This is a genomic window from Pirellulales bacterium (assembly GCA_019636345.1).
GTDB lineage: Bacteria > Planctomycetota > Planctomycetia > Pirellulales > Lacipirellulaceae.
In genome coordinates this window covers 24,460-44,302 of sequence record JAHBXQ010000007.1, presented here as the reverse complement: position 1 = coordinate 44,302, position 19,843 = coordinate 24,460, and the positions used below count along the sequence as shown (strand labels likewise).

10 protein-coding genes are annotated in these 19,843 nt (G+C 66.8%); 6 read left to right on the top strand and 4 right to left on the bottom strand.

Features of this window, described 5'->3' with window-relative positions:
- Nucleotides 1–140 precede the first annotated feature (140 nt).
- From KF688_15975 to KF688_15960, 4 genes are all read left to right on the top strand, one after another.
- Nucleotides 141–2,588: a hypothetical protein gene (locus tag KF688_15975; protein MBX3427176.1), complete on the top strand. Its 2,448-nt coding sequence runs from the start codon at nt 141–143 to the stop codon at nt 2,586–2,588.
- An 84-nt stretch (nt 2,589–2,672) separates the two neighbouring features.
- Complete coding sequence (locus KF688_15970) at nt 2,673–5,027, top strand: glycoside hydrolase family 127 protein (GenBank protein ID MBX3427175.1); 2,355 nt, start codon at nt 2,673–2,675, stop codon at nt 5,025–5,027.
- A gap of 49 nt (nt 5,028–5,076) precedes the next feature.
- Entirely contained in the window at nt 5,077–7,077 is a 2,001-nt protein-coding gene (locus KF688_15965; GenBank protein ID MBX3427174.1) for a family 43 glycosylhydrolase, read from the top strand.
- A gap of 45 nt (nt 7,078–7,122) precedes the next feature.
- Nucleotides 7,123–9,570, top strand: a complete 2,448-nt coding sequence (locus KF688_15960; protein MBX3427173.1) for a carbohydrate binding domain-containing protein — start codon at nt 7,123–7,125, stop codon at nt 9,568–9,570.
- Between the two features lie 11 nt (nt 9,571–9,581).
- Here KF688_15960 and KF688_15955 read toward each other — a convergent pair whose 3' ends face one another.
- Together KF688_15955 and KF688_15950 are read right to left on the bottom strand one after the other, a co-directional pair.
- The gene (locus KF688_15955; GenBank protein ID MBX3427172.1) at nt 9,582–10,403 is read right to left on the bottom strand and encodes a nucleoside monophosphate kinase; all 822 of its coding nucleotides are present in this window, start codon (nt 10,401–10,403) and stop codon (nt 9,582–9,584) included.
- A gap of 202 nt (nt 10,404–10,605) precedes the next feature.
- Nucleotides 10,606–11,733, bottom strand: a complete 1,128-nt coding sequence (locus KF688_15950; protein MBX3427171.1) for a PilT/PilU family type 4a pilus ATPase — start codon at nt 11,731–11,733, stop codon at nt 10,606–10,608.
- 623 nt (nt 11,734–12,356) lie between these two features.
- Between KF688_15950 and KF688_15945 the strand changes: the two genes are divergently transcribed.
- Entirely contained in the window at nt 12,357–12,902 is a 546-nt protein-coding gene (locus tag KF688_15945) for a hypothetical protein (protein ID MBX3427170.1), read from the top strand.
- Nucleotides 12,903–13,168: 266 nt separating this feature from the next.
- Nucleotides 13,169–15,487 carry a PEP-CTERM sorting domain-containing protein gene (locus tag KF688_15940; GenBank protein ID MBX3427169.1) on the top strand — a complete coding sequence of 773 codons (2,319 nt, stop codon included), beginning with the start codon at nt 13,169–13,171 and terminating at the stop codon, nt 15,485–15,487.
- Nucleotides 15,488–15,491: 4 nt separating this feature from the next.
- On the opposite strand, the gene scpA is transcribed toward KF688_15940, so the two are convergent.
- Nucleotides 15,492–17,675 (bottom strand): methylmalonyl-CoA mutase, encoded by a 2,184-nt coding sequence (gene scpA, locus KF688_15935; protein MBX3427168.1) that lies wholly within the window; start codon nt 17,673–17,675, stop codon nt 15,492–15,494.
- Complete coding sequence (locus KF688_15930; GenBank protein ID MBX3427167.1) at nt 17,672–19,792, bottom strand: methylmalonyl-CoA mutase small subunit; 2,121 nt, start codon at nt 19,790–19,792, stop codon at nt 17,672–17,674. The genes scpA and KF688_15930 overlap by 4 nt, the downstream gene beginning before the upstream one ends.
- Between the last annotated feature and the right edge of the window lie 51 nt (nt 19,793–19,843).

Below are 19,843 nucleotides of genomic sequence, written 5' to 3'. Positions count from 1 at the left end.
AACGATGGCGGGTTGTGCAGGAGCCTCGCGTGCTGCACCGGCGGCGAGCGCCGTCCGCTCAGAGCCTGGAGCGGATGCCAGCGCCCGCGGGTAACCTGCGGTGTCTGTTGAGGTGCGGTGCGCTATCGGCCCTGACGGCTTTGCTCGCCTCGATCGCTGCGGCGGCCGAGGTTCAATTGCGCGTCGCCGTCGACCGCCCCGGCCACACGGTCAGTCCGCAGCTCTACGGCATCTTCTTCGAGGACATCAACTTCGGCGGCGACGGGGGGCTCAACGCCGAGTTGGTGAAGAACGGCGGTTTCGAGTTTCCCCGGGCGCTGCTTGGCTGGAGCGAGGTCCGCGGCGGGTCGCGGGGTCGACTGAGCACGAGCAACGACGCCCCCTGGCGAACGACCAACGCCGTCTTCCTGCGGATCGAAACCAGCGAGCAAGGCCCCTACGGCGCCGCGAACGAAGGGTTCCGCGGCATGGGGTTCCGCGCGGGCGAACCGTACCGCTTCACGGCCCAGGCGCGCTCGGTCGCCGGACGGACCGCCCTGCTTGTGGTGCGACTGGTCGATCCGCAGGGGAAGGCGCTCGCCGAATCCGCCGTCGACGTCGCCGGGTCGGAATGGCGCGCGGTCGAGACGGAGCTCGTCCCGACCGCGGACGAGGGGCGCGGCTCGCTGCAGTTGCTGCTCGCCGGGCCCGGGCTGATCGATCTCGACATGGCGTCGCTCTGCCCCGTACGTACCTGGCGGGAACGCCCCCACGGGCTGCGGGCCGATCTCGTGCAGAAGCTCGCGGAGCTGCAACCCGCGTTCTTCCGCTTCCCCGGGGGGTGCATCGTCGAAGGGCCGGAGTTGAAGTACCGCTATCAGTGGAAAACGACCATCGGCGACTTGGCCGAGCGGCGGTTGTTGTTGAACCGCTGGAACGCCGAGTTCGCCCATCGGCTTACGCCCGACTATTTTCAGTCGTTCGGCGTCGGGTTCTTCGAGTTCTTCCAGTTGAGCGAGGACCTCGGAGCCGCGCCGCTGCCGATCCTCAATTGCGGCATGGCGTGCCAGTTCAACTCGAAGGAGCTCGTTGCGCTCGATGCCCTGGAACCGTACATCGACGACGTGCTCGATCTAATCGAGTTCGCCAACGGCGGCCCCGAGACCCCGTGGGGCGCCCGCCGGGCCGCGCTCGGGCATCCCGCGCCGTTCGGTCTGACGATGCTGGGGATCGGCAACGAACAGTGGGGCCCGCAGTACCTCGACCGATACGAGCGAATCGCGGCCGTGCTCAAGGAGAAGCATCCCGAGATTCGGCTCGTCTCGGGTTCCGGACCGTTCCCGGTCGGCGCCGACTTTGATTACGCCTGGTCGCGGCTCCGCCCGCAGAAGGCCGAGGCGGTCGACGAGCACTGTTACGCCTGCCCCGATTGGTTCCAGCGCGAGGCGACGCGCTACGATTCCTACCCCCGCGGCGGATCGCAAGTGTTCATGGGCGAATACGCGGCCCAGTCGATCGACATCTGCTCGCCCGACAACCGCAACAACCTGCGCTGCGCTTTGGCCGAGGCGGCGTTTCTCACCGGGATCGAGCGCAACTCGGACGTGGTGGTCATGTCGTGCTACGCCCCGCTGTTCGGGCACGAGGAGGCGTGGCAGTGGCGGCCGAATCTGATCTGGTTCGACAGCCTGACCTCGTACGCGACCCCGAACTACTACGTCCAGCAATTGTTCAGCCGGCATCGGGCCGACGTCGTGCTGCCGATCGAGTTCGTCGACCCGCGCCCCCGGGCGCCCGCGGGGGGACGAATTGGCGTCGGCGCCAACGACGCGACGGTCGAGTTCCGGGGAATCACGGTCGCGCGCGAGGGCGAAACGCTGTGGCGGGCCGACCAGCTTGCCGACGTCGACGTGCTCGAACGCTTCCGTGGGCGGTGGGAACTTGATGGCGACACGCTCGCCCAAACGGCGCCGCGGGCGACCTGCCGCGCCTTGTTGGGAGACTGCGATTGGCGCGACTACGTGGTGCGATTCCAGGCCCGCAAGACGGGGGGCCCGGGGGGCTTTGCGGCGCTGGTCCGCGGGACGCCGGGGGGATCGTTCGTGCAGTGGAACATTGGCGCCGCGGGCAACACGCAGCACACGCTGCAAGCGTTTCTCGCCCGGCATAGCACCGAGAATCCGCAAGTGGCCGCGACGCCGGGAAGCATCGAGGAGGGACGCTGGTACGACGTCCGGATCGAGCTGAGCGGCCCTGACGTGCGGTGCTACCTCGACGACAAGCTCGTCCACGAGGCGACGATTCCGGCCTTGGAGCTGCCCTGGTTGTACGCCGTCGCGGGTCGCGATGCCGCGACCCGCGAGGTCGTCGTCAAGGCGGTGCACGTGGGCGACAAGCCTGTGACAGGACAGATCGACCTGGGATCCGCCAAGCTCGCCGGGGACGAGGCCCGAATCGTCGTGCTCGCGGGCGATCCCGATGCGGTCAACTCGCTCGACGAACCCGAGGCGATCGCCCCGCAAACGAGCACGGCGAAACTCGCGGGCCCCGTATTCGTGCATGAATTCGCCCCGCATTCGTTGACCGTTCTCCGATTTCCGGTCCAATAGGGAACGGCTCCGGAGTCGGCTTTGTCCCGCTGCGGGAGCGCGAGGCTCCCGCAGCAGCCCGCCCCCCCTTGCGAGATCCTGCCGGTGAACGTTTCCGCCTTGAAGTTTGGGTTCCTTGCGATCGTATTCATGGCCCCGTTGGCGCCCCCCGTCTGTCGAGCCCAGGTCGCGGCCAAATCGCCGCCGGTCGTGCGGCCGTTCGACGTACGGCAGGTCAAGTTGCTCGACGGCCCGTTCAAGGAGGCGCAGGACGCCGACGCGGCGTACCTGCTGACGCTCAAGCCCGATCGCCTGCTGAGCTGGTACCGCAAAGACGCCGGACTGGAGCCGAAGGCCGAACAGTACGGCGGGTGGGAAGCGATGGGGATCGCCGGGCACAGCCTGGGACATTACCTGAGCGCCTGCGCCCGGATGCACCACGCGGACGGCGACGAGGAGTTTCGCCGCCGAGTCGATTACGTCGTCGCCGAATTGGCCGCCTGTCAGGAGGCGGGAGGGGACGGGTTCGTCGGCGCCATGCCGCGGGGCCGCGAAGTGTTTGCCGAGGTGGCCCGCGGCGACATCCGCTCCCGAGGGTTCGACCTCAACGGGTCCTGGGTCCCGTGGTACACGCTTCACAAGTTGTTCGCAGGGCTGATCGACGCCTACCGCCTGTGCGACAACGAGCAGGCGCTCGACGTGGCGTCGCGCCTGGGGCGATGGGCGATCGAGACGACCGCCGACCTGACGCCCGAACAGTGGCAGCAGATGCTCGCCTGCGAGCACGGCGGCATGAACGAGTCGCTGGCCGAGCTGTATCAACTCACCGGCGACGAAGAGTTCCTCAAGCTGGCGAAGAAGTTCTACCACAAGCAGATCCTCGATCCGCTCGCCGCCGAGCGCGACGAATTGGAGGGGAAGCACTCGAACACGCAGGTCCCCAAGATCATCGGCGCGGCGAAGATCGCCGAACTCACCGGCGAGGCCAAGTTCGCCGTGATCGCCCGCTTCTTCTGGTCGACGATCGTCGACAACCACACCTACGCCATGGGGGGCAACAGCATGCGCGAGCACCTCGGCCCGCCGCGCAAGCTCAACGACCGGCTCAGCCATGACACGGCCGAGACCTGCAACACCTACAACATGCTCAAGCTGACCTCGGCCCTCTTCTCGCAGAAGCCCGACGCCGCGTACGTCGAGTACGCCGAGCGGGCGCTGTGGAATCACATCCTGGCATCGCAGAACTCGGCGACGGGCATGGTCTGCTACTTCGTGCCGCTGGCCGCGGGGTCGACCAAGCCGTTCATGGACCCCGAGGCGTTCACCTGCTGCAGCGGCTCGGGGATGGAGAACCACGCCCGCTACGGCGAGTACGTTTACGCTCGGTCGGCCGACGACCTGTACGTGAACCAGTTCATCTCGTCGGAGCTCGATTGGACCCGAGCCGGGGTGAAGCTTCGCCAGCAGACCGAGCTGCCGACCACGGGGGCGACGCGGCTGGAAATCTCCTGCAAAGAGCCGCGCGAGTTCGCCCTGCACGTGCGGCGCCCCCGGTGGTGCGGCGAGGGATTTCGCATTCGCGTCAATGGCGCGGAGGTCGAGACCGACGCCACGCCGGGATCGTTCGCGACCGTCGAACGGACATGGAACGCCGGGGACGTCGTCGAAGTCGATTTGCCGCCGTCGCTGCGACTGGAGCCCATGCCGGACAATCCTGGCCGCGTCGCGGCGTTCTACGGACCGGCGATGTACGTCGGGATCGTGGGGCAAGACGCCGAGGAGATGCTGCCGGTGCTGGTGACGAGCGATCGGCCGGTCGACGATTGGCTCAAGCCCGCGGCGGATCGACCGGCGCGGTTCGAAACCGCTGGCGTCGGCCGCCCACGGGATCTGCCGCTGGAGCCGTTCTTTGCGGTCCGTGACGAGCGCTACATCGTCTACTGGGACGTCTTCACCGAGGACCAATGGCGCGCCCGGGAACGCGAATACAACGAACAGCGGCGGCGACTCAAGCAGCTCGACGCCCGAACGGTCGATCTGTTCGCCATTGGCGAGATGCAGTCCGAGCGCGATCACAACTTCCAGGGGGAGAAGACGGGGCCGGGAGACTTCGGCGGGAAGAAGTTCCGCCATGCCTGGGACGGGGGCTGGTTCTCGTTCGACGTGAAGCTCCCCGACGACGGGGCCGCCGATTTGATCGTCACCTATTGGGGGAGCGATTCAGGGGCCCGCAAGTTCGACGTCCTGATCGACGGCGAGAAGTTCGCGTCCGAGTCGCTCGATCGCGATCAGCCCGGCAAGTTTTGGGACCGCACGTACGAACTGCCGCTCGAGCGAACGACGGGCCGCAAGACCGCGACCGTCAAGTTCCAGGCCGAGCCCCGCAACACCGCCGGCGGAGTGTTCGGCGTGCGCGTCGTCCGCCGCGACGGCGACGAGCCCGCAACCTCGCAGCCATAGCCGAGGCTCCGTCATCGCGGCAGCAGTAAGTTTCTTGGAGAGAGAGATCGTGAACGACCTCGCAGATTCCGCTTCGACGCCCCGCCCCTCCGAACGGAGGTCGCGCAGGGTCGCGGCGCTCGGCTTGTTCGTCATGGCGTGCGTCGCGCTGGGCGCCGACTTGGCGTCGGCGCAGCCGGCGCGCCGCGGCGGCTTGGCCGACAAGCCCCTGTTCCGGGACCCCGAGTTCGACGGCGCCGCGGATCCGACGATCATCTACAACTTCGCCGAGCGGAAGTGGTGGATGTTCTACACCAACCGCCGGGCGAAGTTGCCGGAGGATCAGATCGACGGCGTCAACTGGGTGCATGGCACGAAAATCGGCATCGCCGAGTCGAGCGACGGCGCTCATTGGGAGTACGTCGGAACGGCGAACATCGACTTCGGCGGCGAAGACGCCACCTACTGGGCGCCCGAGGTGATCTTCGGCAATGGGCAGTACCACATGTATCTCACGCTTGTGCCCGGAGTGTTTCGCGATTGGGGCCATCCGCGGTCGATCGTTCACCTGACAAGCCGGAACTTGCGCGATTGGAAGTACGAGTCGACTCTCGAACTCGCGTCGCCGAAAGTGATCGACGCCTCGGTCCTCCGCCTGCCCGACGGCAAGTACCGCATGTGGTACAACAACGAGGCCGACAAGAAATCGATCTACTGCGCCGACAGCGACGATCTGGCCGCTTGGCACGACAAGGGCAAGGTTCTCCTGCCCGACCTGCGGGGCGGGGAAGGGCCCAAGGTCTTTGCCTGGCAGGGCAAGTACTGGATGATCATCGACGAGTGGGGCGGGCTGGCCGTCTATCGCTCGGACGACGCGACGGAGTGGACTCGGCAGTCCGAGCGATTGCTGCAGCAGCCCGGCGCCGGGGTCGACGACGGAGTCATCGGCCAGCACGCCGACGTCGTCGCGATCGATGATCGGGCGTACCTGTTCTACTTCACTCACCCAGGGCGCACGGGCGCCGAGGGCGCAGCGACCAGCGGGTACGAGCTTCGTCGCAGTTCGATCCAGGTCGCCGAATTGACCTACGTCGACGGCGCCCTCGGTTGCGATCGCGATGCGCCGACGTACGTCAGTCTGCGGTTCCGCCGCCCGGCGCGAATTCACGACCCGTCGACAATCCTGCACCGCGCCGGCCGGTACTGGTGCTTTTCGACCGGCACGGGGATCCAAGTCCAGTCGTCGACGAACTTGCGCGAGTGGCGACTCGAACCGCCGCTGTTCGCCAAATTGCCGGAATGGTTCCGCGAAGCCGTGCCGGAGCATCGCGATCATCTGTGGGCTCCCGACCTGATCGAACGCGACGGCAAGTACTTCGTCTATTACTCCGTGTCGACGTTCGGCAAGCAGACGTCCGCCATCGGGCTGGCGTCATCGCCGACGCTCGATCCGCAGGCCGCTGATTTCGGCTGGACCGACGAGGGGCTGGTCGTCCGCACCGACGACAGCGGCAAGTACGACCACAACGCGATCGACCCGAGCGTCCTCGCCGCGCCCGACGGAACGCTTTGGCTGGCGTACGGTTCGTACTGGACAGGAATCAAGCTTGTTGAACTCGACCCCGCCACGGGCAAACGCAAGGATCCCGACGGCCCGATCTACGCGCTCGCCAGCAAGTCCGAGATCGAAGCGGCGACGCTCTGGCATCACGACGGTTGCTACTACCTGTTCGTCAACTGGGGCCACTGCTGCCGGGGAGTGAACAGCACGTACGAGATCCGCGTCGGCCGCAGCCGCGAGGTCACGGGCCCCTACGTGGACAAGCGCGGGGTCGATCTCCGCGAAGGCGGCGGCGCCCCGGTCCTCGCGACGCGCGGCAAGGCGATCGGCCCAGGCCACGCCGGAATCTTCGCGCACGAGGGCCGACAGATGCTGAGCTACCACTACTACGCCGGCGATCGCCAGGGGCTGCCCCAACTGGGCGTCAACCGCCTGAGTTGGGACGCTGACGGCTGGCCCCAAGTCGGCGACGAAATGGAACTGTCCGGCGCCGTCGTCGAAGCGGACTGACTTCCGACGAACCATTCTCCTGTTCACCAACGAGCGAGCCTCGATATGTCTCCTGTGAAGCTCTCCTGCTGGCTGCTGCTGGCGCTCCTGACGTCCGGTACGGCGATCGCCGCCGAACCAACGGGGTCGATCGTGGTCGACCTGACGAACCCCGGACCTGCCTATCCTCGGACGATGCACGGCATCTTCTTCGAGGACATCAACTACGCGGCCGACGGGGGGCTCTACGCCGAGTTGGTTCAGAATCGCTCGTTCGAGCACCGCAACCGGCTCACCAGTTGGCAAGCCGAGGGCGCCGAGCAAGCGAAGATCTCGATCGGCGACGCGGAGCCGCTCGATCCCAACAACGAGCACTACTTGGTCTTGGAAGCCGCAGCTCCCGCGATCGGCGTCTCGAACTCCGGTTTCGACGGCATTCGGGTTGAAAAGGGGAAGAGCTACCGATTTTCGCTTTTTCTGCGAACGGCGATCGCCGGCGCCCAAGCGACCGCGGCGCTCGTGGACGACGAGGGCCGGAGCCTGGGCGAGGTCGTGCTCCGCGCCGGCGACTCGCAGACGTGGCAGTCCTTGTCCGGCACGATCACGGCCGACGATTCGCACGCCGCCGCTCGGCTGCGGGTGCTCGTCGCCGCGCCGGGGCGCTACGAACTCGACATGGTCTCGCTCTTCCCGACCGACACGTTCCACGGTCGTGCCAACGGGCTCCGCGCGGATCTCGCTCAACTGCTGGCCGACATGCGTCCGGGATTCATGCGGTTTCCCGGGGGGTGCATCGTCGAGGGGAACGGGCTGGCCAACGCATATCGCTGGAAGGACACGATCGACGAGCCCTGGCGGCGGCGCCAGAACTGGAATCTGTGGAGCAACAACGAATCGCCCCAGTACCACCAGACCTACGGCCTGGGGTTCTTCGAGTACTTCCAACTGTGCGAGGACATGGGCGCCGAGCCGTTGCCCGTGCTGAACTGCGGCATGGCGTGTCAGTTCCGCGGCGGGGGGCTCGTGCCGCTGGAGGAACTCGACCCCTGGGTGCAGGACGCGCTCGACCTCGTCGAGTTCGCCAACGGCGCGCCGGAGACGACCTGGGGCGCCAAGCGCGCCGCGATGGGGCATCCTGAGCCCTTCGACTTGAAATACGTCGCCATCGGCAACGAGCAATGGGGAGCGGATTACTTTGCGCGGTACGAGGCGTTTCAGAAGACACTCGCCGCACGGCATCCTGAGATCAAGCTCATCTCGACCTCGGGCGCCGGGGCCGACGGCAGGGAGTACGACGACGCCTGGCGCCGGTTTTACGCGGGGCTGCCGGCCGATCTGGTCGACGAGCACTACTACCGCCCGCCGCAGTGGTTCCTGGACAATCATCGCCGTTACGACTCGTTCCGTCGCAACGGGCCCAAGGTGTTCGCCGGCGAATTCGCCGCCCACGGCTCCGGACGCCGCAACAACATGGAAGCCGCCCTCGCCGAGGCCGCGTTCATGACCGGCCTGTGGCGCAACGCCGACGTCGTGGCAATGGCCTGCTACGCCCCTCTGTTCGGCCGCTTCGGCCACGCCCAGTGGGCGCCCGACCTGATCTGGTTCGACAACGAACGCTCGTTCGGCTCGCCGTCGTACTACGTGCAGCAGGTCTTTTCAACCCACCTGCCCGAGTTGATGGCGCCCGTGCGGAGCGATTTGCCGCAGCAGCCTCCGACGCCGTTCCGCGGGCGGATCGGCATCGGCACGTGGCTGACCGAGGCCGAGTTCAAAGACGTCAAGGTCGTTCGCAGCGGCGAAACGCTGTACGAATTCGACCCCGAAGCAGGGCTGGCCGGCTGGGAGACGCACAACGGCCAATGGTCATGCGCCAACGGAGTGCTCCGGCAAAGCTCGCGCGCCGAGAACGTCCGGCTGTTCGTCGGCGACCCGAATTGGGAGAATTACACGCTCTCGCTCAAGGCTCGCAAACTGGGGGGCGAAGAAGGGTTCCTCGTCTCGTTCGCCTCGACCGACCCGGGAACGGCCAATTGGTGGAACCTCGGCGGGTGGCGGAACCGACTCCACGGTTTGGAACTGCGCGGGGCGACCGCCGCGCAGGTCCCCGGGCAAATCGAGACCGGCCGGTGGTATTCGATCCGGATCGAGATCGCGGGCGCCGAAGTCCGCTGCTACCTGGACGACAAGCTCGTCCAGGAGTTCGCCTTGAAGCCGCGTCCCGCGCTGTACGCCGCCGCGGGTTACAACTCCGCCGACCACGAGGCCGTGATCCTGGTCGTCAATCCGACCGGCGACGCCGTGACGACTCCTGTCACGACGACGGGCCGTACGCTCGTGAAGGGCGAGGCACAAGTCGTCGAGTTGACCGCCGAAGGCGCCGAAGCCGAGAATTCCCTCGACGAGCCGCGTCGCGTTGCGCCGATTTCCTCGACCGAGCGAATCGACTCGCTCCCCTGGCGGCGGTCGTTCGCTCCGTACTCGGTTACGGTGATCAAGACGAAAACGGCGCCTTGACGGGGGGCGCGCTAACAGCGCGGCGCGGTCCGGCGCGCGGCGAGGGCTTGGCACGTGCGCTCGCAGATTTCCTCCGGCGAGCCGTGCGCCGCGACCGGGATCAGCTCGCCGCGAGCCGCGTAGAAGTCGCTCAGCGGGCGGGTCGCCGCGCGGTACGCCGCCAGTCGGGCGACGACAACCTCAGGGCGATCGTCGTCGCGCTGCATCAGCGATCCGCCGCACCGATCGCACGCGCCCGGCTTCGCCGGGGGGCAGGCCGACTCGTGGTAGACCGCCTTGCAAGTCGCGCACGTTCGCCGGCCGCAGATGCGTGCGACAATCTCAGTCTCGGCCAACTCGTAGAGCACGACCCCGTCGAGCGTCGCCTCAAGCTCGGCGAGCAGCTCGACGAGCGCCCGGGCCTGCGGCAAGGTGCGCGGCACGCCGTCGAGCAGAAATCCGCCCTGGCAGGCCAGACACGCGCATCGCTCGCGCACCAGATCCATCACCAACTCGTCCGACACGAGCTCGCCGCGCCGCATGGCGACCAGGGCGGCCTGCATCGCGGCGCTCAGTTCCGACTCGCACGCCGCCGCGCGAAACAGATCGCCGGTCGACAGGTGGCAGGCTCGATAACGGCGACACAACAGCGCGGCTTGCGTCCCCTTGCCCACTCCGGGGGGACCGATCAGGACCAGCCGGATCGACTCCGCGCGGCCGCCGGATGCTTCGCCGCATCCCTGGTGGGCCGGATGAAACCAAAACTCACGAGATTCTCGCCCGCACATGTCGCCGCCCTCCGCAGGAAGGGATCGCTGATCGACTGGATAGCCTTGCAGCAACTGGCGTTCCACGCGACCGTGCGCCCCGGCAGCCGCCACAGCGATGCGACTCCGCCCAGGAGGTCGCCCCCTGTGCGACCTCGACCCGCGACTGTGCCGGTGCGAGGCGCTGCGTTTGCTTCAGGACGTGCGAGGGTCGCCTGCGCTCTTGGACAGGTCGAGGCGAGCGCTTTGTCAGCACGAGTTTTTTGGGCTGTGTCAAAGCGCTAGACTCTCAACCCCGCACGCGGGAAATGATGCTGGAGGCAGCCGAGTCGATCCCCTTGAGCGCCGCCTGCAGTCCCTCGCGGCTGGGGGCGTAGTCCATGGCGGTCGTCCGCAGGATTTTGTCCTGCAACACCAGTTCGCACAGGGAGTGAGTGTAATCGCGCATCCCTTCGTGCCGGCATTGATGGAGCACGGCGGGCAGGTCTTCATCCTCCTCGCGGAGAATTTTGTCCTTGACCGTCGCGTTAGCCAGCAAGACCTCGGTGGCGGGGAATCGCTTTCCTTCCTCGACGGCCGGCAGCAACCGCTGCACCATGATCGCCTTCAGGCTGTTGGCCAACGACGAGCGGATGAATCCGTGTTCGCTCCGGTCGAAAAATTCCAGAATGCGCGAAAAACTCAGTTGGGCGTCCGCACAGTGGAGCGAACCCATGACTAGGTGACCCGTCTCGGCCGCTTGGATCGCGGCGAGCATCGTTTCGCGGTCGCGCATCTCGCCGATGAGGATGCAGTCGGGGTCCTGCCGGACGACCGACCGCAACGCGTCGCGGAAATTGGCGACGTCGAGCCCGATCTCGCGCTGCGAAATGATGCTCTTCTTGCCGTGAAAAGCGAACTCGACCGGGTCCTCGATCGTGATGATATGCAGGCTGCGATTCTGGTTGATGTGCTCGATCATCGCCGCCAGGGTCGAACTCTTTCCCGACCCGGTCACGCCGCAGACGAGAACCAATCCCTCCATTGTCTTGCTGATGACGTCGCGATACACGTCGGGGAGATTGAGATCGTTGAAATCGGCGATCTTCGACTGCACCCGCCGCACCGCGACATGGATGTCGCCGTGCGAGCGGAACAGATTGATCCGGTACCGATCTCCCGACTCGTCGGATGCGGAGAAGTCGAGCGAGCCGTTCGCCTCGAAATCCTGCCACCGCTTGGAGGGCACCAGCGGTTCGACCATCTCATGCATCCACGCGGTGTCAGGAATGACCGGCAACTCCATCCGCCGCAAGTGCCCGCCGATCCTCACGTAGGGGGCGTAGCCGACCTTCAGATGGAGGTCCGACGCCCCGTGCTCCCCCAGAAACAACAGCAACCGCCGCATCTCGTCGAAGGGAACCGCCGGCTGGCTCATGGAACCGACCTTTGCTGCAAATGAGAAGAGGGGCGATGGCCGGCTAAACGGCCCAAGGCCGTCGCGACCGTCGCAAGAGCGGAGCGAACCGACGAACGGGTCACAAGCAAATCCCGGTCCGATTCGCGACGCCCCATTCACGATAACTCGCCGCCACGCCGGACGTGAGCGTTTTCTCCCCCCGGCCGGTTCGGGCCGTTCATAAAGGGCGGCCCCGGGCGAACCGACAGGCTACCAAGGTCGAAGGAAGCGCCCCCAACCCCCTTCTTCTAGGCAACCAAGAGCTGCCGCTGTGCGAAATCGCACGACGCCCTTGTGTAGTTTCCCTCGGCTGATTTCGCGGAAATCGGCTAAGCGAACTTGCGCCCGGCCGCGGCGGTGCAAAAGGGTCCGCGACATGGAGGCGAACCTCGATGCGATTGGTGCGTTGCCGACTGCTTCGCGGCTGGTCGCCTCCGCACCTCAACGCGAGACGCCTCGCGACAGCGGCGCCCAAGAGTTGCGAAAGCGCTTGCAGAAGACTACGATCGCCCAACAGCGGCGCGACGTTTGCCGACGCACGACCCCGCCGCGCCTCTTCACACCTCTATTCGCCTTCTCTACTCCCCGCGGAGGCTGCGACCATGAACCTCGATGAATTCTCGAAGCAGCAGTACGTGGCCCTCCGGGCCGAAATCAGCGAGTCGAAGGCCCGCATCTTCTGGCTGTTGATCGTCGGCATGCTGCTGGTGATCGTCGGCGGCTACATGGCGGCGGCCCAGCCATCGGGGTTCGCCAACGCGTCGATTCCGCTGTTGATCCTGGCGCTCATGCTGTCGTTCATCGCCGAATCGAGCAACATCAGCCGCGCGGGCCGTTACCTGCGCGAGGTGGTCGAGCCCCGCATCAAGGACTTCAGCTGCTGGGAGCACTGGCTGGAGAGCCATGGACGCTACCGCGAGGTCGACCGAGCGTTCGTGGTCGGGTTCAATGTCGTGTTTCTCGTCTTCTTCGGGATCTCGGCGTCGCTCTCGCTGCGGCAGCTCGACATGTCGGCCCAGAAGCAGCAGATTATCTGGGCCGCGGGAATCACCTACGCCCTGGGGGCGGCGTGCGTCGCCTACGTCTTCGCCCGACACTGGACTGCGTCGACGAAACCGTCGGTCGACGAGCCGGCGACAAACGCTTGACGCGGAGCGCCTCTCGGCGTCATGCTCCAGTTGGTCCGCTGCTGGGCGTCGCGGGGGAGCTTGTCGCACGCGCACTGCGGCGGCCAGGAAGCGAAGCTGAGGCCCGCAGGGAGCGCCGCTCTGGTCTTGCCGCCTGTCGTCGGGCGTCGGCAACCCGCTCCTGCTCTCGTCATTCGAGGAGGCCGGCGATGGTCACGAACGGCAGCGAACGTCCGCTACCGCGTCTGCGTCGACTCCGACGCATTCGAGGATTTGCGACGCCAGCCTTGGTTCTGGCGCTGACCATGTTCTGCGGCAAGAGACCTCTCGGCGCGGCCGACGTGAAGTGGACTGGCGACGACCCCGTGAGCGACGCCTGGAGTTCGGCCCTCAATTGGAAGGGGGGCCCGCCCCCTTCGGTCGGCGATCACGCCATCATAGGACCGCCAGCCCCCGCCGTGCTCGATCTCGACAGGACGATTGATTCGCTGGAGATCGACGCGGGGCTGTTGAACATCCTCGGGGGCAAGACCCTGACGCTGGCCGCAGGGGACCTCCGCAACGATGGCGAGATCGTCGTCAACAGCGACAATGCGGCGCTCCTTTCGCGGCTGGTCTTTCCCGCGGGGGGAGCAATCGCGGGCGTCGGGACGCTGACGCTCAATCGGGTCTACAGTGCCGGGTTCCCGCCGGCGATCCCCGTTTCGGGGGCGCGGCTCGAAGCGGCCAGTTCCCTGACCAATGGCGCCAACCACACGATTCGCGGCATGGGGCGAATCGACGCCGCGCTCGTCAACAACGGCATGGTCGCTGCGTACAACCCCATCGGTTCGGGATCGCTCAGGCTGATCTTGTCCGCGACGACCAATCTCAACAACGGCACGTTCGCCGCGGGGCCTGGCAGCATCCTCGAAATCCAATCGCTCAGCGTTCAGCAGGGCGGCGGCGGGATCATCCAAGCCGACGGAGGGACCGTGCAACTTAACGGTCTCCACCTCCACGGCGGAGAGCTCCGCACGACCGGCACGGGCAACGTCGTGATCCAGTCGGGCGGCGGGGGCGCCCGCTTCCACGGCGTCACGAACAACGGCGCCCTTACGGCCAACGCGACGCTAGTCCTCGACGGAGGCGGATTCGCGAACAACGGCACGGTCGCCCTGTCGACGTCGCTGCAAGTCGACGGCACGATGACCGTCGCGGGTACGGGGGCCGTTGTCGGAACAAGCTCGGTTTCTTCCACGATCTCCACGCTGGGCAGTTCCGTGCTGACCAACGGAGCCGGCCACGCCTTGCGCGGCAAGCTTCAGATCTTCGCCAATTTGGTCAATGACGGCGTCATCGAGGCCGCCATTACGGGAACCAGCACGAGCCTCCTGACGCTGACCGGCCAGAACAAAGTCAACAACAACCGCATCGCCGCGCTGGCGGGCAACACGCTCGATATTGTCAACAACGTCGTCGTCGTTCAGGACCACGCCGCCGGAATCATCGTCGCCGACGAGGGGACGATTCGCCTGCGCGACAGCGTCGAGATCGTCGACGGACGGCTCCACAGCACGGGCCCAGGCAGGATTCAGGCGTCAGGGTCGGCGAAACTGACCGACGTGACCAATCAGGGGCTGCTTGAGGTGCTCAGCAGCGGCGTCACGGTGCGAGGCTCCGGGCTGACGAACGACGGCCTGATTCGAGTCAATCCGACGTTTGCGAATACGACGATCCGGCTTCTTTTCGACGGCGCCACGGCGATGACGCTCGACGGCGTCGGCGAAATCGAGCTGGTCAACGTCGGCTTTCGGGCACAGGTCTCCGTCGCCGCGGGAAAGACGCTCACCAATGCACCGGGCCACACGATTCGCGGCCTGGGAGAAATCAACGGCAGCCTCGTCAATCGCGGAACCGTCAGCGGACCCGGCGGAGGAAACGTGCTGGCCGTCAACGGCCCGCTCGCCGGCGACGGCCTGTTGCGCGACGTGCGGATCAACGACGTCCACCGCCCCGGATTCGCCCCGTACAACGCCGTGCCGGTCCACGGCCTGTATCAACTCGCCCCGACCGCTACGCTGGAGATCGAGATCGGCGGCGCCCATCCCAACAACTACGACCGCGTGTTGTCGCAAGCGGACGTGCAACTGGGGGGGACGCTGGCCGTCGCCCAGGTCGATTTCGGAGGGGGACTGTTCGTGCCGCAAATCGGCGACCAGTTCGAAATCATCAGCGGCGCAAGCGTGACGGGCACGTTCGCCAACATGACGTTCGCCGGGCTGCCCTCCGCGTTGACCTACGCAGTGCTGTACGCCCCGACCGCCGTCACGCTCGAAGCGCGGCCCGCGCTCGACGCCGACTTCAACCTTGACGGCCGCGTGGACGGGGCCGACTTTTTGATTTGGCAGCGCGGCTACGGAACGACGGGCGGCGCCGCCCACGCCCAAGGGGATGCCGACCGCAATGGCGTCGTCGACTCCGCCGATTTAGCGATCTGGCAAGCCACGCTGGGCGCTTCCGTCCCGGCCGTCGTCGTGAGCGGCGCGGTCCCTGAACCGGCGACGATCGGCCTGCTGGTCATGGCAGCCGCAGCAGCATGGCGAGGCGATCGCCGAGGGCGGTAGCCGCTCAAGATGTCAGCTTATGCCCCAATCGCTCCGCCAAGTCGCGGACCAGTTTCTCGGCCGCGTCGGCAATGACGGTGCCGGGGCCGAAAACGGCCGCGGCGCCCGCCTGATAGAGGGCGTCGTAGTCCTGCGGCGGAATCACCCCTCCGGCGACGATCATTACGTCGTCGCGGTCGTACTTGGCGAGTTCCTCGCGCAAGGCGGGGACCAGCGTCAGGTGCCCTGCGGCCAGCGAGCTGACTCCCACAATGTGGACGTCGTTTTCGATTGCCTGCCGGGCTGTTTCGGCGGGGGTTTGAAACAGCGGGCCGATGTCGACGTCGAATCCCAGATCGGCGAACGCACTGGCGATCACCTTTTGGCCGCGGTCGTGTCCGTCCTGCCCCATCTTGGCGACCAGGATCCGCGGGCGGCGGCCCTCGGCTTGGGCGAACTGTTCGACGAGTCGTTGAACATTTTGCACCATGCCAGCGCCTTGACCGATCTCGCCGGCATAGACGCCGCGAACCGCTTCGACCGGGGCTTGATACCGGCCGTACGCCCGTTCCAGGGCCGCGCTCATCTCGCCGACCGTCGCCTGGGCCCGTGCGGCGACGACCGCTAGTTCTAGCAGATTGTCGGTTTCGTTGCGCGCGGCTTCCTCGAGCGCCGCCAGCGCGCGGTCGACCGCCCCCTGATCGCGCTCGGCGCGCAGTCGCTTGAGGCTGGCGATCTGGGATTCGCGGACGGCCGTGTTGTCGACCTTGAGAACCTCGATCGCGTCTTCGTGTGCGGGGCGGTGCTTGTTGAGCCCCACGACGATCTGCTGGCCCGAGTCGATGCGGGCCTGGGTTCGGGCGGCGGCCTCCTCGATGCGCATCTTGGGGATGCCGGCCTGGATCGCGGCCGTCATGCCGCCCAGGTCCTCAACCTCGCGCAGATGCTGCCACGCCCGTCGAGCCAAGTCGTGAGTGAGCCGCTCGACATAGTAGCTCCCTCCCCACGGGTCGACCACGTCGCAGGTGTCTGTCTCCTTCTGGATGAACAGTTGCGTGTTCCGCGCGATGCGGGCCGAGAAGTCGGTCGGCAACGCCAGGGCCTCGTCGAGCGCGTTCGTATGGAGCGACTGCGTATGCCCGTGGGCCGCGGCGAGCGCTTGCAGACAGACCCGCGGAACGTTGTTGAACACGTCCTGGGCGGTCAGGCTCCAGCCGCTGGTCTGGCTGTGGGTGCGGAGGGCGAGGCTCTTGGGATTCTGCGGCTCGAACTGCCGAATCAGTTTGGCCCACAGCAGCCGGGCGGCGCGCAGCTTGGCGACCTCCATGAAGTAGTTCATGCCGATCGCCCAGAAAAACGACAACCGCGGGGCGAAGTCGTCCACCGCCATGCCCGCCTTGATCCCTGTCCGCACGTACTCGAGCCCGTCGGCGAGCGTGTACGCCAGTTCCAAATCGGCGGTCGCCCCGGCCTCCTGCATGTGGTAACCGCTGATGCTGATGCTGTTGAACCGCGGCATATGCCGGCTGGCGTACGAGAAAATGTCGGCGATGATCCGAATGCTGGGCCCCGGGGGGTAAATGTACGTGTTGCGGACCATGAACTCCTTGAGGATGTCGTTCTGGATCGTGCCGGAGAGCTTCTCCGTCGGCACGCCTTGCAACTCGGCTGCGACGATGTAGAGCGCCATCACCGGCAGCACGGCGCCGTTCATGGTCATCGACACGCTCATGCGATCGAGCGGGATGCCGTCGAACAGCGTCTGCATGTCGCGGATACTGTCGATGGCGACCCCCGCCATGCCGACGTCGCCGAATACCCGTGGATGGTCGGAATCGTAGCCGCGATGAGTGGCCAAATCGAAGGCGACCGACAGCCCCATCTGTCCCGCTGCGAGGTTGCGACGATAGAATGCGTTCGAGTCCTTGGCAGTCGAGAACCCCGCATACTGGCGCACCGTCCAGGGACGCAGCGCGTACATCGTGGCGTACGGCCCGCGGACGTAGGGGGGCAGTCCCGGCATCGTGTCGAGATGCTTCACCGGCCCCAGATCCTCGGCCGTGTAGAGCGGCTTCACGGCGATGTGCTCGGGGGTTTCCCACGCCGGGGCCCCGACGTGGGCGCCCTCGGGGCTGTGCTCCGCTCCGCCCCCGGCCGCATTGGCGGGGATTTCGAGCGGGATGTCGACGAACGAAGGAATCGCACTCATGCGCTGATCACTCCTAACCCGGCCAGCAACTCGCGGAGCGTCGCCAGCACGTCGCATTTCATGAAAATGAAGCGGTCGACCCCGGCCTCGCGCCACGCAGCCTCGTTGGCGCCCGGAACCCCGGCCAGGACGACCGTCTTGGCCCCCGCTTGCTTGAGCCGCTGGGCGGCCGTCGCCGCCTGTTCAGCGTAGATTTCGTCCGTCGAGCAGAGCACGGCGATCGGCGCTTGATGCTTGTCGAGCGCCGCGACGGCCGCGTCGATCGTGCCGGCCGCTTCGTCCTGAATCACCAGGAACCCGCCCGCCTCGAAGAAGCTCTTGGAATACTGGCTGCGCGGACCGTGTTGCGCGGGCCGACCCAACGACGCGAGCAGCACCTGCGGCGGGGCGCCGTGCTTGACGGCCCAGGCGTCGCACGCGTCGCGCAACTCCTCGAACGGCTGGGCGAACGGCGACAGGGCCAAGGGAGCGATCGACGGGCTCGCGCCGCCGAAGCCGAGCGCGCCGGCCAGGGAACCGATCGTCGCTCCGGCCGCAGCCGCGGCAATCGCGCCGACCGTCCGCTCGCCGGGCTTGGTCCCGGAGACAAGCGAACCGACCTCTAAGGCTTGTTCGCGGCGAATTGAGGCGATGCGTTCGGCGGCCGTACGAGCGATCGCCGCGCGATCGGGCGCCGGCCGTTCCAGGCGGACATGCTTCGCGTCGGCAAATTCGCTGACGCCGACGATTCCTTCGCGCCTGTCGGCCAGTTTCTTCGCCCGAGGGGCGAAGGCCGATTCGATCTGTGCGGCAATCCATCCCGATTCGAGCGCTGCCCGCATCCCGCCCTGCGCCTCAACTTGCTGAAACACGCCCCAGCCTTTTTCGGCCAGTTCGTCGGTGAGCCGTTCGAGATACCAGCTTCCGCCCGGGGCGTCGGCGACGCGATGCAGGTGGCCTTCCTCCTTGAGGATGATCGCCGTATTGCGGGCGACGCGCCGGCTGTGGAGATCGGGCAGCCCCAGCGGAGCGTCGAATGGCACGCTAGTAATCGTTTCGGCCCCGCCCAGCGCCGCGGCGAAGACCGCCGCGGTGTTGCGAAGCAAATTGACGTGGGGATCGCGCGTCGTGAGAACCCGCTTGCTGGTCTTCGCATGCAACTGCATGGCGCCAGCGGTCGGGCTGCCGCCGCTGGCCTCGACGACGCGCGACCAGAGCCGCCGGGCGGCGCGCAGCTTGGAGATCGCCAGAAAATGATGCGTCCCCACGGCCATGTTGAACACGAGCTGCAGCGCAGCGGCGTCGACCGCCAGCCCCGCGGCAGTCATCGCCCGCAGATACTCGACCCCCGTCGCCAGCGCGAACCCCAGGTCCTGCGCCGCCGTAGCCCCGGCGTGGTGATAAGGGGCCGTCCCGACGCGCACCGCCGTGACGTGCGGAGCATGCGCCTCCGTCCAGACGGCGAGATCGGACAACAGGGCGAGCGCCTCGTCGATCGCCAGCGGCAGCGCTCCGTCGCGGGCGAGCACGGCCAGCGGATCGGCGTTGAACGCCCCGACGGCGCGATCAAGTCCCACGCTGCGCCGTTGCCAGAGTTGGACCATCAGCGCCGCGGCCGGGACGAAGGCCGCCCCCGCCTCGAGCGCCACAGCGACCTTCGCGAGATCGACGCCCGCCAAGACGGCGTCGAAGTCGTCGAGCGAATACGCCGCCACGCCGTCACGGGCCGCGAGGTCCATCGCCGCTGCGTCGTTGGGATCGATTCCGCTGCGAGCCGCGCAGTCGAGCCTCAGCAACACGCCGTCGACGCCGCCGGCGACGTCGTCGCGAATCGCCTGCTGCGTCGAGCCGAGGTCGGGATGAGCGTGTTCCTGCCAGAGTCGCCAACCGGCGACGCTTTCGCTCGTCGATCGCGAACCGCGGACGAACGGCGCCGTGCCGGGCTCGCCGCGCATTGCGGCCCGCTCGCTGGGCCAATCGGCCGCCGTGTAGAGCGGCTGAATCGCGATTCCTTCATAGGCGCCGGTGACAAGTTTCTTTTCAAATGGCGCTCCGGCAAGATCGACGTCGACCAGCGCACGCCACGCCGCGTAGTCGACCGGAGGAAACTCGTCGAGAGTCAGTTCTTCGGAAAGCATGACAGCCGGGGGAGTAGGAGGTTGGACAGGGCGACACTGCTGCAATCACCA

Bases quoted from the DNA above. Each gene is read 5' to 3' on its own strand.
- scpA (MBX3427168.1), bottom strand. From the start codon at position 17,675: ATGAGTGCGATTCCTTCGTTCGTCGACATCCCGCTCGAAATCCCCGCC.
- KF688_15960 (MBX3427173.1), top strand. From the start codon at position 7,123: ATGTCTCCTGTGAAGCTCTCCTGCTGGCTGCTGCTGGCGCTCCTGACG.
- KF688_15930 (MBX3427167.1), bottom strand. From the start codon at position 19,792: ATGCTTTCCGAAGAACTGACTCTCGACGAGTTTCCTCCGGTCGACTAC.
- KF688_15945 (MBX3427170.1), top strand. From the start codon at position 12,357: ATGAACCTCGATGAATTCTCGAAGCAGCAGTACGTGGCCCTCCGGGCC.
- KF688_15950 (MBX3427171.1), bottom strand. From the start codon at position 11,733: ATGAGCCAGCCGGCGGTTCCCTTCGACGAGATGCGGCGGTTGCTGTTG.